We start from the raw sequence: 14,772 nt of genomic DNA, 5'->3' as shown, positions 1-14,772 counted from the left end.
GGTCCCTCAGGCCGGGGGCTCGAAGGTCAGCACCGGCCTGCCGGTGCGCGGGTGCCTGAGGACCTCGCACCGCACGCCGTAGACGGGGTCCAGCACGTCGGGCACGAGCACGTCGTGGACGTCGCCCGCCGCCACGACGCGGCCGTCCGCCAGCACGACGACGTGGTCGCACGTCTGGGCCGCGAGGTTGAGGTCGTGGAGCGCGGCGAGCACGGTGACGCCGTCGTCCGCGAGGTCGCGCAGGACGCGCATCGTGTCGAGCTGCGCGGCGATGTCGAGGTGGTTGGTCGGCTCGTCGAGCAGCAGGAGCGCGGGCTCCTGCGCGAGGGCGCGCGCGAGGTGCACGCGCTGGCGCTCGCCGCCGGAGAGCGTCGCGACCTCACGGTCCGCGAACCCCGCCATCCCGACGCGGGCGAGCGCTGCGCGGGCGAGGTCGCGGTCGGTCGCGGAGTCGCCCGCGAGGAGCGAGCGGTGCGGGATGCGGCCGAGCAGCACGGCGTCGAGCACGGAGAGCGGGAGGTCGGTCGTCGCGTCCTGCTCGACGAGCGCGAGCACCCGCGCCCGCTGCCGGCGCGGCAGCGCGAGCAGGTCGGCGCCGTCGAACCGCACGCGGGCGCCGTCCCGGCCCGGGTCCGCCGACGGCGCCCGGACGCCCGCGAGCACGCGCAGGAGCGTGGACTTCCCGGAGCCGTTCGGGCCGAGCAGCCCGCTCACCGCCCCCGCGGGCGCGGTGCAGTCGACGCCGTCGAGGACGAGGCGACCGTCGACCGACCACGACACGCGCTCCGCGTCGAGCCCGGTCGTGCCCACGACGGCGGGGGCGCTCACGCGGTCCTCCGTCCGCGCCACAGCAGCAGGGCGAACACCGGAGCGCCGATCGCGGCGGTGACGATGCCGACGGGCAGCTCGCGCGGCGCGAAGACCGTGCGCGCGAGCGTGTCGGCCCAGACGAGGAACGTCGCGCCGAACAGCGCGGAGAGCGGGAGGAGCAGCCGGTGGCGCGCGCCGGTGAGGAGCCGGACCGCGTGCGGCAGGATCAGGCCGACGAACCCGATGGACCCCGACTGGGACACGAGCGCGCCGGTGAGCAGCGCGACGCCCACGAGGAGCGTCCAGCGCACGCGCGCGACGTCGACCCCGAGCGCGGAGGCCGCCGTGTCGCCGAAGGTGAAGGCGTCGAGCACCGAGCCGGTCGACGCGAGCAACGTCCCGAGCACGAGCGTCGCGCCGCCCGCGACCGCGACGGAGGTCCACGTCGCGCCCGCGACGGACCCCATGAGCCACGACAGGATCTCGCGGTACGAGTCGCCGGTCGCGGACCAGAAGATGACGAAGCTCGTCGCGGCCGCCGCGAGCTGGCTCACCGCGAGCCCGGCGAGCACCGTCCGCGTGGGCGTGAGCGCCCCGAGCGCGCCCGCGAGCCCGAGCGCGGCGACGAGTGCGAGCACCGCGCCGCCGAAGGCCGCGACGGGGAGCAGGACCGTCCAGCCCGCGACCAGCACGAGCACGGCGCCGAGCGACGCGCCGGACGACAGCCCGAGCAGGTACGGGTCGGCGAGCGGGTTGCGCGTGAGCGACTGCATGACGACGCCGCACACGGCGAGACCGGCCCCCACGGCCGCGGCGGTGAGCACGCGGGGGAGCCGCAGCTGCCACACCATGCCGTCCTGCAGGGCGCCGAGCGGCTCCAGGCCCAGCGGCCCGCCGAGCCCGAGGTGCGTCGCGACCGAGCGCCACACCTCGCCGACGGCGAGGTCGGCCGGCCCGATCGTCACCGTGACGAGCACCGTCGCGACGAGCGCGACGACGCCGGCCGGCACCCACCAGGCCGCGCCGCGCCGCGCGCGACCGGCCGGGCCGGTGCCGTCCGGGCGACGGTCGGCCGCGGCGGGCGCGGGCCGGGTGCGCAGGGTCGTCACAGGTCGAGCGCCTCCAGCTGCGCGGCGAGGTCGACGACGGCGTCGACGTTGCGCACGCCCGCCTCGGTCGCCGGGAACGGGATCGTCAGGTAGCGGCCCTCGCGGACGGCCGTCATCTCGGCCGTGGCCGGGTTGGACTCGAGCCGCTCGATCTTCGCCTCGGCGGTGTTCCAGGCGGCGTCGACGAGGACGAGCACGTCCGGGTCGGCGGCGACCGCCTCCTCCCACGCGTACGACGTCCAGGTGTCGTGCACGTCGCCCGCGACGTTCTCGAGCCCGACGGCGTCCATGATCATCTGCGGCGCGCCGATGCCCGCCCCGACGTACGGGATGTCGTCGCCCGACGAGTACCACAGGGCGGTCAGGCCGCGGTCGTCGCGGACGACGCCGTCGAGCGTCGCGCGCTGCTCCGCGACGAGGTCCGCCGCGGCGTCCTGCGCGTCGAAGATCGTGCCCACCTCGGTGATCTCGGCAAACACGTCGTCGAACGTCAGCGGGTCGGGCATGTACTCCGGCGCCTTGCACGCGGCGGGGGAGACGTAGGTCGCGACGCCGAGCTGCGCGAGCGTCTCGCGGTCGCCGGCGCCGTCGGCCGTGAGGTTGGACTCCCAGCCCGCGTAGACGAGGTCGGGCTCGGTCTCCAGGACCGCCTCCGCGCCCGGGACCTGGTCCGAGAGCGGCTCCGCGACGGCGGGGACGTCCGCGGCGGCGTCGGCCAGCGAGTCGGGCACCGGCCCGTCGGCGAACGCGCTCGCGACGATCCGGTCGCCGAGCCCGAGGGCCAGGAGCATCTCCGTGGTGCTCGACTTGATCGTCACGACGCGCTCGGGCGCAGCGTCGAACGTCACCTCGAACCCGCAGTCGTCGAGCGTGAGCGGGTACGCGGTGCTCCCGGGCGTGCTCGACGACGTCGCGCCGCCCGCAGAGGTCGGGTCGCCCCCGGGCGTGGTGCCGGACGAGCAGGCGGCGAGCACGAGGGCGAGGGCCGACGCGCCGACGGCGGCGCGGACGGGTCGGCGGGAGACGAGGGACGGCGTGGGGCGCGAGGGCACGGAGCTGCTCCGGGTGCGAGACGGGGAGAGAGCCGGACGGCGGTCCCCGGGCGGGGACGCGGGCTCTCCAGGGTCGGACGCGCCATCTCGCGTCGGGCGGACCCGCGACCCAAGGACGAGGTCGCTCCGGCGAACGATCGAGGGGTTCGCGGTCCGTCGTCCAGCCTACACACGCGACCGTGACAGAGTGTGCGTCGTGACCGAGACGTCGAACCCGCCCGCCCCCGCTCCTGCGACCCCGCCCCTGCGCGCCGTGGTGACCGGTGCGTCGTCGGGCATCGGGGAGGCGTGCGTGCGGTTCCTGCGGGCCCGCGGCTGGGACGTCGTGGCGTTCGCGCGCCGTGCGGACCGGCTCGCCGAGGTCGCGGAGCGCACGGGCGCCCACCCCGTGGTGGGCGACGTGACCTCCGACGACGACGTCGCGCGCCTCGTCGCCGAGGCGGGCGCTCGCGGGCCCGTGCACGCGCTGCTCAACATCGCGGGCTTCGGCCTCGGCGTCGACCCCGTCGACGAGGCGAAGATCGACGAGTGGCGCGCGATGTACGAGACGAACGTGCTCGGCACGGTGCGCGTGACCCGGGCGTTCCTGCCGCTCCTGCGCGCGTCGCGCCGTGGCGACATCGTGCTCATGACGTCGACCGCGGGCCACGACACGTACGTCGGCGGCTCCGGCTACGTCGCGTCCAAGCACGCGCTGCTCGGCGTCGCGAAGACGCTCCGCCTCGAGCTCGTGGGCGAGCCGATCCGCGTCATCGAGATCGCGCCGGGCCTCGTGCACACGCCCGAGTTCTCGCTCAACCGCTACCACGGGGACCAGGCCGGGGCCGACGCCGTCTACGCGGGCGTCGTGGACCCGCTCACCGCCGACGACGTCGCCGACGTCGTGACGTTCGCCGTCACGCGCCCGCACCACGTGAACATCGACTCGCTGATCCTGCGGCCCGTCGCGCAGGCCTCCACGTACTCCCTGTGGCGCGCGCCGCTCGTCCCGAAGGGCGTGGAGCCCGCGCCCGACGCCGACGCGTCCGCCCGCTGACCCCGACCCGTCCGGGAGCGGAGCCGCTCCGAACCGACGATGGCGCCCGGGGCCGGCCCGGCGTCTACTGGACCACGGGAGGACGCGCATGACGGGGCAGCGGCAGGCAGCCGGGCACGCGGGTGCACGGGCGGCGCTCGCGGGCGTCGTCGCGGCGGCCGTCGGGTTCGCCGTCGCCGAGCTCGTCGCGGCCGTCGTCGCGCCCGGGTCGAGCCCGCTGTTCGCCGCCGGGGCGGGCGTCGTCGACGCGGTGCCGGGGCCCCTCAAGGACTGGGCCGTCGCGACCTTCGGCACCGCGGACAAGGCGGTGCTGCTCGGGGTCATGGGCGTCGTGCTCGCCGCGGGCGCGGCCCTGAGCGGCTGGCTCGAGCTGCGCCGTCCGCCGTCCGGCGCGCTGCTCCTCGCCGCCGTCGGGGTGGTCGGGGCGGTCGTCGCCGCCTCCCGGCCGGGCGGGGACGTGGCCTGGGCGCTGCCGAGCCTGGTCGGCGTGGGGGTCGCCGTGCTGCTGCTGCGCGCGACGCTCCGGACGCTGCGCGGCCCGGCCGGGCCCTCCGGCTCCGACGACGCGACGACGACGTCCGGCGGCCTCGACCGCCGCCGGTTCCTCCTCGTCACGGGCCTGGCGGCGGTGGCGGGCGTCGTCGCGCTCGCGACGTCGCGCGCGGTGTCCGCCGGCTCGCGTGCGGTGACGGCCGCGCGCGACGCGCTGCGGCTGCCCGCCCCCGCGACCCCGGCCCCCGCCGTGCCCGCCGGAGCGGACCTGCGGGTCCCCGGGCTCGCGCCGTACGTCACCCCGAACGCGGACTTCTACCGCATCGACACGGCGCTGCGCGTGCCGCAGGTCGACCCGGCGTCGTGGACGCTGCGCGTCTCGGGGCTCGTCGACGACCCGTTCGAGATCGCGCTCGACGAGCTGCTCGCGCTCCCGCTCGTCGAGCACGACCTCACGCTCACGTGCGTGTCCAACGAGGTCGGCGGGGACCTCGTGGGCAACGCGCGGTGGCTCGGGTACCCGGTCCGCGAGCTGCTCGCGCGCGCCGGAGTGCAGGACGGCGCCGACATGGTGCTCTCCACGAGCGCCGACGGGTGGACGGCGAGCACGCCGCTCGACGCCCTCACCGACCCCGACCGGGCGAGCCTGCTCGCCGTCGGGATGAACGGCGAGGCGCTGCCGGCCGAGCACGGGTTCCCCGCCCGGCTCGTCGTGCCCGGGCTGTACGGCTACGTGTCCGCGACGAAGTGGGTCACCGAGCTCAAGGTCACGACGTTCGCCGACGACGTCGCCTACTGGTCCACGCGCGGGTGGTCGGAGCGGGGACCGATCAAGCTCGCGTCGCGCGTCGACACCCCGCGCGACGGCGCGTCGGTGGAGGCGGGGGACGTCGTCGTCGCGGGCGTGGCCTGGGCCCAGCACACGGGCGTCGAGGGCGTGGAGGTGCGCGTGGACGACGGCCCGTGGCGCGCCGCGACGCTCGCCGCCACGGTCGGCCCGGACACGTGGCGGCAGTGGTCGTACGCGTGGGACGCGACGCCGGGGGAGCACCGGCTGACGGTCCGCGCGACCGACGCGGACGGGCGCACCCAGACGGCCGACGTCGCCCCGCCCGCGCCCGACGGCGCATCGGGCTGGCACGAGGTCGCCGTCCGCGTCCGGTGACCGGCCCGGCCCGTGCCTGGAACAGGGGAGCAGGCGAGGGGCAGGCGAGAGGCCCGGGTCCTGGACCGGAGGTTGTCCCGCGACGGGCGTGCTGGCACCATGTGCGGGTGACCTCCGCGCGCCCCACGAGCAGCACGCTCGTCCTCGCGCGCCCGCTGGTCCTCACCGCCACCTGTTGTTGAGGGCTCGCGGCGCCCTGCGCAGCCTCGACCTGGTGTCCGTGAGCAGCCTCCCGCCCCTCCCTCCCTGCGACGGGGCGTGACGGTCGCCGGTCCCGCGCCACGGCTCAGCGATGAGTCCGACGCCACGACCGGGTCTGCACCCACGGACGCCAGCCGAGCACAGGACGCGAGACCACCATGTACGTTCCCCCGCACTTCCCCCGCTACCGCCCGACCACGGTGCCGTCCCCGGCGCCCGTCCTCGCCGCGCCGCCCGCGGACGCGCCGCCGCTCACGCTCGAGTGGCTCGTCGCGCGCGACATCGACGCCTACACGGCGCGCCGCCGGGCGGCGGCTACCATGGAGGCACAGGCGTCGACCCGGCCATCACCGGCGAGCCTCCGGAAGAACGGGAACCCCGCCGCGGGGCAGGCCTGACGGCCCGCGGCAGGTCCTCACTAGACCCGGACGGGTGGGCCCGTCACAGCCTGCGACGAGCGGTCGGCGACCGCCCGTGGTGCCCGACGGCGTCGGGCGCCTGCGGGCACGGCGCCGGCAAGCGAGGTGGTACCGCGGCGAGCCCGCCCCAGGTGGGGGAGTCGTCCTCGCAGGAGAGCACGACCGACCCGTACCACCACGGCGGACACCCCGCCGACCGCTACCTCACCGGAGTCCTCGAGACCATGGCCTACCCGCTGCACCGCGCACCCTCGTCCGCCGCCGACGCGCACCCCGGAGCCGCGTTCGGCGTCCCCGCCTCCCCGGACCTGCCCGCGATCGAGCGCGAGGTCCTCGCCTACTGGGAGGCGGACGACACGTTCCGCGCCTCGGTCGAGCGCAACCCCGCCGGGGAGAACGGCAGCAACGAGTTCGTCTTCTACGACGGCCCGCCGTTCGCCAACGGCCTGCCCCACTACGGGCACCTGCTCACGGGCTACGCGAAGGACGTCGTGCCGCGCTACCAGACGATGCGCGGCAAGCACGTCGAGCGTCGCTTCGGCTGGGACACGCACGGCCTGCCCGCCGAGCTCGAGGCGATGGACCAGCTCGGGATCAAGACCAAGGAGGAGATCCTCGAGCTGGGGATCGAGCGGTTCAACGACGCGTGCCGCGCGTCGGTGCTCAAGTACACGAGCGAGTGGCAGGACTACGTGACCCGCCAGGCGCGCTGGGTCGACTTCGAGCACGACTACAAGACGCTCGACCCGACGTTCATGGAGTCGGTCCTGTGGGCGTTCAAGCAGCTCTACGACAAGGGCCTCGTCTACGAGGGCTTCCGCGTGCTGCCCTACTGCTGGAACGACCAGACGCCGCTGTCCAACCACGAGCTGCGCATGGACGAGGACGTGTACCAGGTCCGCCAGGACCCGGCGGTCACCGTCGGCTTCCGGCTCGAGACGGGCGAGCTCGCGCTCATCTGGACGACGACGCCCTGGACGCTGCCGTCGAACCTGTTCGTCATGGTCGGCCCCGACGTCGAGTACGTCGTCGTGGAGTCGTCGGTCACGGGCGTCAAGGAGCGCTACGTGATCGCCGCCGAGCGCCTCGGGGCGTACGCGCGCGAGCTCGCCGACGAGGGCGTCGAGGACGTGACGACGCAGGTCGTCGAGCGGCTCACGGGCGCCGACCTCGTCGGGCGGTCGTACACGCCGCCGTTCTCGTACTTCGCCGGGCACGCCGGTGCGCACCGGGTCGTCGAGGCGGACTTCGTCACGACCACGGACGGCACCGGGCTCGTGCACAACGCCGGCGCGTTCGGCGAGGAGGACAAGGTCGTCTCCGACCGCGAGGGCGTCGAGCCGGTGCTGCCGGTCGCGTGCGACGGCAAGTTCGTCTTCCCCGTCGTCGACTACGAGAGCCTCCAGGTCTTCGACGCGAACGCGCTCATCATCGACCACCTCAAGGGCCGCACGCGCCACGACGCCGCGGCCGCGCAGGGGGAGGAGACGCCGGACCTCCCGCTCGGCGCGACGAGCCCCGGCACGGTGCTGCTGCGCCGTGAGTCGTACGCGCACTCCTACCCGCACTGCTGGCGCTGCCGCAAGCCGCTCATCTACATGGGCGTGTCGTCGTGGTTCGTCGCGGTGTCGAAGTTCAAGGACCGCATGGTCGAGCTCAACGAGCAGATCTCCTGGACGCCCGACCACATCCAGCACGGCCAGTTCGGCAAGTGGCTGGAGAACGCGCGCGACTGGTCGATCACGCGCAACCGGTTCTGGGGCAGCCCGGTGCCGGTCTGGCGCTCGGACGACCCGCAGCACCCGCGCGTCGACGTGTACGGCTCGTTCGCCGAGATCGAGCGGGACTTCGGCACCCTCCCGCGCAACGAGAAGGGAGAGCCGGACCTGCACCGGCCGTTCGTCGACCGCCTCACGCGCCCCAACCCGGACGACCCGACGGGCCGCTCGACCATGCGCCGCGTCGAGGACGTCATGGACGTCTGGTTCGACTCGGGCTCCATGCCCTACGCGCAGGTGCACTACCCGTTCGAGAACACCGACTGGTTCGAGCACCACAACCCCGGCGACTTCATCGTCGAGTACATCGGCCAGACGCGCGGCTGGTTCTACACGCTGCACGTGCTCGCGACCGCGCTGTTCGACCGTCCGGCGTTCCGCTCGGCGGTCTCGCACGGCATCGTGCTGGGCTCCGACGGCCGCAAGATGAGCAAGTCGCTGCGCAACTACCCGGACGTCAACGAGGTCTTCGACCGCGACGGCTCCGACGCGATGCGCTGGTTCCTCATGAGCTCGCCCATCCTGCGCGGCGGCAACCTCGTCGTCACCGAGGACGGGATCCGCGACGCGGTGCGCCAGGTGCTGCTGCCGCTGTGGAGCACGTACTACTTCTTCAGCCTGTACGCGAACACGTCGAAGGCGCAGGCGCGGGCGGGCGAGCCCGTCGAGCCCGCCGGGTACGTCGCGCAGAAGGTGGCGCCCGAGCGCGTGGCCGGGCTCCCGGCCCTCGACCGCTACCTGCTCGCCCGGACCCACGACCTCGTCGTGCGCGTCACGGGGCAGCTCGACGCGTACGACATCGCCGGCGCGTGCGAGACCGTGCGCGAGCACCTCGACGTCCTGACCAACTGGTACGTGCGCACCCAGCGCGACCGGTTCTGGGCGGAGGACGCCGACGCGTTCGACACGCTGTACACGGCGCTCGAGACGCTCACGCGCGTCATGGCGCCGCTCGCCCCGCTGCTCGCGGAGGAGGTGTGGCGCGGCCTGACCGGCGGGCGCTCGGTCCACCTCACCGACTGGCCGGCGTCCACCGAGGAGGTCGGCGAGCGGTTCGTCGGCGAGGACGGCTCGTCCGCCGTGGCCGTGCGTCACGTCCCGGACGCGTCCCTCGTCGCCGACCCGGCGCTCGTCGCCGCGATGGACGAGGTCCGCGCCGTCGCGTCGGCCGCGCTCGGCCTGCGCAAGGCGCACCAGCTCCGGGTGCGCCAGCCGCTCGCGCGGCTCACGGTCGTCGTGGACGACCCGGGGGCGCTCGCGCCGTACACGGACCTGCTGGCGCGCGAGCTCAACGTCAAGGCCGTCGAGCTCGAGTCCACCGACTCGGACGCCGCGGAGCGCTTCGGCATCACGCAGCGCCTCGCGGTCAACGCCCGCGCCGCGGGCCCGCGCCTGGGCCGCGGGGTCCAGGCCGTCATCAAGGCCGCCAAGGCCGGTGCGTGGCGCGTGGACGACGCCGGGGAGGTCGTCGTGACGACGGACGACGGCGACGTCGCGCTCCTGCCCGCGGAGTACGAGCTGACGACGGTGGTCGCCGACCGCGGCGTCGCCGAGGGGGAGGCGCCGAGCATCGCCGCCGCGGTGCTCGCGAGCGGCGGGTTCGCCGTCCTCGACCTCGCGCTCGACGACGCGCTGCTCGCCGAGGGCTACGCGCGCGACGTGATCCGCGACGTGCAGGACGCGCGCAAGGCCGCCGGGCTCGACGTCGCCGATCGCATCCGGCTCTCGCTCGACGTGCCGGGCGAGTGGCTCGCGGCCGTCGAGGAGCACCGCGACCTCGTCGCGCGCGAGACGCTCGCGCTCGAGGTCGTCGTCGAGACGTCGCCGACCGACGTGCGCTCCGTGCGCGTCGAGAAGGCCGACGGCACCGTCCCGGACGCTGGCCCCGTCGAGGAGGCGAACCTGTGAGCGCCGCACGCAAGGACTCCGGCGCCGCACGACGGCAGAGCGCGAAGGACGCCCGCGCGGTGGCGGAGGGCGCCGCCGCGCAGGCGGACCTCGAGCGCGTCTACCAGCACATCGTGTCCCGTGCTCCCGAGCACGACTTCGACCCGACGATCGACCGGGTGCGGCGCCTGTTCGAGCTGCTCGGCGACCCGCAGCACGCGTTCCGGACGATCCACCTCACCGGGACCAACGGCAAGACGAGCACCGCGCGCGTCGCGGAGCGTCTCGTGCGCGAGCACGGCCTGCGCACCGGCCTGTTCACGAGCCCGCACCTGACGAGCGTCACCGAGCGGATCGTCGTCGACGGCGAGCCGCTCTCGGCGCGCCGGTTCGTCGAGGTGTGGGAGGACGTCTACCCCTACGTGCAGGTCGTCGACGCGGAGCTCGCGGAGAGCGGGCAGTCACAGCTCAGCTTCTTCGAGGTCCTCACGGGCGTGGCGTTCGCCGCGTTCGCGGACACGCCCGTCGACGTCGCGATCGTCGAGGTCGGCATGGGCGGCGAGTGGGACTCGACCAACGTGGTCGACGCGGAGGTCGCCGTCGTGACGCCCGTCGCGCTCGACCACGAGCGGTGGCTCGGGAGCACGCTCGAGGAGATCGCGACGGTCAAGTCGGGCATCGTGAAGGAGGGCGCGACCGTCGTCTCGGCGGCGCAGCGCCCCGAGGTCGAGGAGGTGCTTCGGGCCCGGGCGGAGCGCGTCGGCGCGCGCCTGCTGCGCGAGGGCGTCGACCTCGACGTCGCCGCGCGCCAGGTCGCGGTCGGCGGCCAGCTCCTCGACCTGCGCACGCCCGCTGCGCTCTACACCGAGGTGTTCCTCCCGCTGCACGGTGAGCACCAGGCGCACAACGCGCTGCTCGCGCTCGGCGCGGTGGAGGCGTTCCTCGGCGGCCGGGCGCTCGACGGCACGCTCGTCGAGGCGGCTTTCGCGGACGTCACGTCGCCGGGACGGCTCGAGGTCGTGCGGTCCAGCCCGACCGTCCTCGTCGACGCGGCGCACAACGCCGCAGGGGCCGAGGCGCTCGCGACGGCGCTCGGCGAGGCGTTCGACCTGCGCCACCTCGTCGGCGTCGTCGCGATCATGGCCGACAAGGACGCCGAGCCGCTCCTCGCGGCGCTCGAGCCGGTGCTCGCGGAGATCGTCGTGACGCGCAACAGCTCGGAGCGCTCGGCCGACCCGACGGAGCTCGCCGAGCTCGCGGCCGACGTCTTCGGCGAGGACCGCGTGCACAGCACCGAGCGCCTCGACGAGGCGCTCCAGGTGGCGGTCGACCTCGTCGAGCGCGACGACGCCGTGGGCGTCGGCACGGGCACGGGCGTCCTGGTCACCGGCTCGGTCGTGACGGTGGCCGACGCGCGCGTCCTGCTCGGTCGCGGCTGACGCCCGGACGCCGCGCGGCGCGCGGCGGCCGGGTGTTTGATGGAGGCGACGACGGCGGCGGGCACGCCGGGCGCGGCCTGCCGACGTCGCGGGGGCTGTCGGCGCCCGGAGCACCGGGCGCACGGACCGATGGAGGGATGACCGGTGAAGAAGCTGCTCAACGATCCCCAGGACGCGGTGACGGAGTCCCTCGAGGGCTTCGGCCAGGCGCACGCCGACCTCGTGCAGGTGCACCTCGCGCCCCCGTACGTGTCGCGCGCCGGCGGCGCGGTGGCCGGCAAGGTCGGGCTGGTCTCGGGCGGCGGCTCGGGCCACGAGCCGCTGCACGCGGGCTTCGTCGGGCCGGGGATGCTCGACGCCGCGGTGCCGGGCGCGGTGTTCACCTCGCCGACGCCCGACCAGATCGTCCCGGCGATCCTCGGCGCCGACTCGGGCGCCGGCGTGCTCGCGATCGTCAAGAACTACACGGGCGACGTGCTGAACTTCGAGACGGCGGTCGAGCTCGTCGAGGCCGAGGGCACCGAGGTCACGAGCATCCTCGTCAACGACGACGTCGCGGTCGAGGACTCGCTCTACACCGCGGGTCGGCGCGGCGTCGCGGGGACGGTCGCGGTCGAGAAGATCGCGGGCGCGGCGGCCGAGCGCGGCGACGACCTCGGCACCGTGACGGAGATCGCCGGGCGCGTCGTGGCGAACGTGCGCTCGATGGGCGTCGCCCTCACGGCGTGCACCGTGCCGCACGTGGGCAGGCCGAGCTTCGACCTCGGCGACGACGAGGTCGAGATCGGCATCGGGATCCACGGCGAGCCCGGGCGGCACCGGATCCCGCTCGCGTCGGCGGACGAGATCACGCAGCGGCTGGTCGATCCCGTGGCCGACGACCTGGGCCTCGCCGACGGCGAGGACGTGTTGCTGTTCGTTAACGGAATGGGCGGTACCCCGCTGTCCGAGCTGTACGTCGTCTATCGTCAGGCGAGGAGGCTGCTCGAAGGGCGCGGCGTACGCGTGACGCGCTCGCTCGTCGGCAACTACGTCACGTCGCTGGAGATGCAGGGTGCGTCGGTCACCGTGCTGCGCCTGGACGACGAGCTCACCGCCCTGTGGGACGCTCCCGTCCACACGGCCGCGCTGCGCTGGTGAGCGGGTGCCCTTTCGTGCAGTCTCCTGGAGCCGGCGCACCGCCGGCTCGACGGCGAGGAGAGGTGGGGCATGACGCTGGACGTGGCCTGGGCCGAGCGATGGACCCGGCTGAGCGCGGAGCGGATCGCGGCGGCGCGGGACGAGCTGACGGAGCTGGACCGCCAGATCGGTGACGGCGACCACGGCGAGAACCTCGACCGGGGTTTCCGCGCGGTGGTCGCCAAGCTCGACGGGGCGGCCGACGGCGAGCAGCCGCCCGGCCAGATCGGCGACGTGCTCAAGCTCGTGGCCACGACGCTCATGTCGTCCGTCGGCGGCGCCTCGGGCCCGCTCTACGGGACCGCCTACCTGCGCGCCGCGAAGGTGACCGGCCTCGCGGAGCTCGACGCGCACGGCGTCGTCGCGCTGCTCGAGGGAGCGCTCGAGGGCATCTCCGCGCGCGGCAAGGCGCAGGTCGGCGAGAAGACGATGGTCGACGCCTGGCAGCCCGCGGTCGACGCGGCGGAGGCCGCGGCCGACGCGGGCGGCTCGACGGCCGACGTCCTCGGTGCCGCCGCCCGGGCCGCGCGCGAGGGCGCCGAGGCCACCGCGCCGCTCGTGGCGACGAAGGGCCGGGCGAGCTACCTCGGCGAGCGCAGCGCGGGCCACCAGGACCCGGGCGCGACGTCGACCGCGATCCTGCTCGAGGCCGCGCGCGACGCGGCGACGGCGTGAGCGGCGTGGCCGGACCGGTCGGAACCCGGGCCCGGGTCGCGCTCGTCCTCGTCTCGCACTCGCAGCGCCTCGCGCAGGGGGCCGTCGAGCTGTCCGCGCAGATGGCGCCCGGCGTCCTGCTGCTCGCGGCGGGCGGGACGGACGACGGCGGCCTCGGCACGAGCTACGACCGCGTCTCCGGCGCGATCGACGAGGCGCTGTGCGTCGCGGACGGCGTCGTCGTGCTCGCGGACCTGGGCTCGGCCGTGATGACGGTCGAGTCGGTGCTGGACCTGGAGGACGGCTTCGACGGGCGCGTGCTGCTCGCGGACGCGCCGTTCGTCGAGGGCGCCGTCGCGGCGGCCGTCACCGCGCACGGCGGCGGCGACGTGGCCGAGGTCCTCGCGTCCGCGGAGCACGCGGGCGGCACGTTCGCCGTCCCCGCCGCGGCACCGGAGGCGGGGGAGGAGAACCCTGCGGACGGCGCCCCGCCGGCGGGGGAGGCCCGCGCCGTCGTGACGTTGCGCAACCCGCTCGGCCTGCACGCCCGGCCCGCCGCCGTGCTCGCCCGCCTGGTCGCCGGGTTCGACGCGAGCGTCGCGATCGACGGCGTCAACGGGGCGAGCGTCCTCGAGCTCATGAAGCTCGGCGCGACCGGCGGGCAGGAGCTCACGGTCACGGGGGAGGGCCCGCAGGCCGCGGACGCCGTGCGCGCGGTGGTCGAGGCGGTGGAGGGCGGGTTCGGCGAGGTCTGACGCCGCGGAGGTGTGACCTCCGTCACCCGATATTGCAGTTGGTGCAAAATTGCAGAGGATGCAAGAATGCTCCTCGTGCCGACGACTCCGCCTGACGTGCCCGCTCGCCCCTCCGTGGCCGAGCGGGCCGCGGCATGCCTCGTGCCGTCGCCCGGCGGGCTGCGGGAGCGCAAGAAGCGCGCGCGCCGCGAGGCCCTCGTCGACGCCGCGCAGACCCTCGTCCTCGACCGCGGCCTCGACGCCGTGACGGTCGAGGACATCTGCGCGGCCGTCGGCGTCTCGCCCCGCACGTTCTTCAACTACTTCCCCGCGAAGGACGACGCCGTGCTCGGCCTCGAGGAGTTCTCGGTCCGACCGGACGTCGTCGCGGCCTTCGTCTCCGGCGGTCCGACGGGCGCGCTCCTCGACGACCTCGAGGTCGTGGTGGCCGACGTGCTCGCGCACGAGGTCGTCACTCCCGAGCGCATGGCGCGCACGCTCGAGCTCGTGCAGCGCGAGCCGCACCTCGTCGCGCGTCACGTCGCGTGGGTCGAGGGCCACCGCGCGGAGCTCGTCGAGATGCTCGTCGCGCGTCGCGCGGTCCGGCCGTTCGTCCCGGACCCCGAGCTCCTGGCGCTCGTCGTCATGAGCCTCCTGCGGGCGAGCACGGTCGAGTGGCAGCAGCGGGGCCGCGAGGGCGAGCCGGTGGACCACCTGCCCGGCGTCGTCGACCAGCTCCGCGCGCTGCTCCGCGACACGCGCGCCCCTGATCCCGCGGCCCCCTGACCGCACCCCTCGCCCCGCGCGAGGACTCCAC

General features: G+C 75.1%; 12 protein-coding genes. 9 read left to right on the top strand and 3 right to left on the bottom strand.

Annotated features, from left to right (window positions below; genetic code table 11):
• Positions 1-6 precede the first annotated feature (6 nt).
• The 3 genes from MT994_RS14635 to MT994_RS14625 all read right to left on the bottom strand — a co-directional run bounded on the left by MT994_RS14635 (position 7) and on the right by MT994_RS14625 (position 2,971).
• On the bottom strand, positions 7-828 hold the full coding sequence (locus tag MT994_RS14635; protein WP_354806840.1) for a putative F420-0 ABC transporter ATP-binding protein: 822 nt from the start codon (positions 826-828) through the stop codon (positions 7-9).
• Complete coding sequence (locus MT994_RS14630) at positions 825-1,820, bottom strand: putative F420-0 ABC transporter permease subunit (protein ID WP_137280390.1); 996 nt, start codon at positions 1,818-1,820, stop codon at positions 825-827. Before MT994_RS14630 ends, MT994_RS14635 begins: the two co-directional genes overlap by 4 nt.
• 95 nt (positions 1,821-1,915) lie before the next feature.
• Entirely contained in the window at positions 1,916-2,971 is a 1,056-nt protein-coding gene (locus MT994_RS14625; protein ID WP_354806838.1) for a putative F420-0 ABC transporter substrate-binding protein, read from the bottom strand.
• A gap of 196 nt (positions 2,972-3,167) precedes the next feature.
• On the opposite strand from MT994_RS14625, the gene MT994_RS14620 reads away from it, so the two are divergent.
• From MT994_RS14620 to MT994_RS14580, 9 genes are all read left to right on the top strand, one after another.
• On the top strand, positions 3,168-4,007 hold the full coding sequence (locus tag MT994_RS14620) for an SDR family NAD(P)-dependent oxidoreductase (RefSeq protein ID WP_354806837.1): 840 nt from the start codon (positions 3,168-3,170) through the stop codon (positions 4,005-4,007).
• Positions 4,008-4,095: 88 nt separating this feature from the next.
• Positions 4,096-5,664: a molybdopterin-dependent oxidoreductase gene (locus MT994_RS14615; protein ID WP_354806836.1), complete on the top strand. Its 1,569-nt coding sequence runs from the start codon at positions 4,096-4,098 to the stop codon at positions 5,662-5,664.
• A gap of 359 nt (positions 5,665-6,023) precedes the next feature.
• Positions 6,024-6,263, top strand: a complete 240-nt coding sequence (locus tag MT994_RS14610) for a hypothetical protein (protein WP_194522462.1) — start codon at positions 6,024-6,026, stop codon at positions 6,261-6,263.
• Positions 6,264-6,508: 245 nt separating this feature from the next.
• Complete coding sequence (gene ileS / locus MT994_RS14605) at positions 6,509-9,970, top strand: isoleucine--tRNA ligase (RefSeq protein ID WP_354806929.1); 3,462 nt, start codon at positions 6,509-6,511, stop codon at positions 9,968-9,970.
• Entirely contained in the window at positions 9,967-11,388 is a 1,422-nt protein-coding gene (locus MT994_RS14600; RefSeq protein ID WP_354806834.1) for a folylpolyglutamate synthase/dihydrofolate synthase family protein, read from the top strand. Before ileS ends, MT994_RS14600 begins: the two co-directional genes overlap by 4 nt.
• A 144-nt stretch (positions 11,389-11,532) precedes the next feature.
• Entirely contained in the window at positions 11,533-12,528 is a 996-nt protein-coding gene (gene dhaK, locus MT994_RS14595; RefSeq protein ID WP_076406418.1) for a dihydroxyacetone kinase subunit DhaK, read from the top strand.
• A 69-nt stretch (positions 12,529-12,597) separates the two neighbouring features.
• Positions 12,598-13,242: a dihydroxyacetone kinase subunit DhaL gene (gene dhaL, locus MT994_RS14590; protein ID WP_354806833.1), complete on the top strand. Its 645-nt coding sequence runs from the start codon at positions 12,598-12,600 to the stop codon at positions 13,240-13,242.
• Positions 13,239-13,976 (top strand): dihydroxyacetone kinase phosphoryl donor subunit DhaM, encoded by a 738-nt coding sequence (dhaM, locus tag MT994_RS14585; RefSeq protein WP_354806831.1) that lies wholly within the window; start codon positions 13,239-13,241, stop codon positions 13,974-13,976. Before dhaL ends, dhaM begins: the two co-directional genes overlap by 4 nt.
• Before the next feature lie 66 nt (positions 13,977-14,042).
• The gene (locus MT994_RS14580) at positions 14,043-14,741 is read left to right on the top strand and encodes a TetR/AcrR family transcriptional regulator (RefSeq protein ID WP_163188542.1); all 699 of its coding nucleotides are present in this window, start codon (positions 14,043-14,045) and stop codon (positions 14,739-14,741) included.
• The last annotated feature ends 31 nt before the right edge of the window (positions 14,742-14,772 follow it).

This window comes from Cellulosimicrobium sp. MI9406, from assembly GCF_040595865.1.
Classification (GTDB): domain Bacteria; phylum Actinomycetota; class Actinomycetes; order Actinomycetales; family Cellulomonadaceae; genus Cellulosimicrobium; species Cellulosimicrobium funkei.
Note: the sequence above shows the minus strand (reverse complement) of the source record. Positions and strands in the feature narration are given on the sequence as shown.

What these genes read in the sequence shown, in the direction of transcription:
- MT994_RS14615 (WP_354806836.1), top strand. Translation starts at nt 4,096, where the DNA reads ATGACGGGGCAGCGGCAGGCAGCCGGGCACGCGGGTGCACGGGCGGCG.
- MT994_RS14610 (WP_194522462.1), top strand. Translation starts at nt 6,024, where the DNA reads ATGTACGTTCCCCCGCACTTCCCCCGCTACCGCCCGACCACGGTGCCG.
- ileS (WP_354806929.1), top strand. Translation starts at nt 6,509, where the DNA reads ATGGCCTACCCGCTGCACCGCGCACCCTCGTCCGCCGCCGACGCGCAC.
- dhaL (WP_354806833.1), top strand. Translation starts at nt 12,598, where the DNA reads ATGACGCTGGACGTGGCCTGGGCCGAGCGATGGACCCGGCTGAGCGCG.
- MT994_RS14580 (WP_163188542.1), top strand. Translation starts at nt 14,043, where the DNA reads ATGCTCCTCGTGCCGACGACTCCGCCTGACGTGCCCGCTCGCCCCTCC.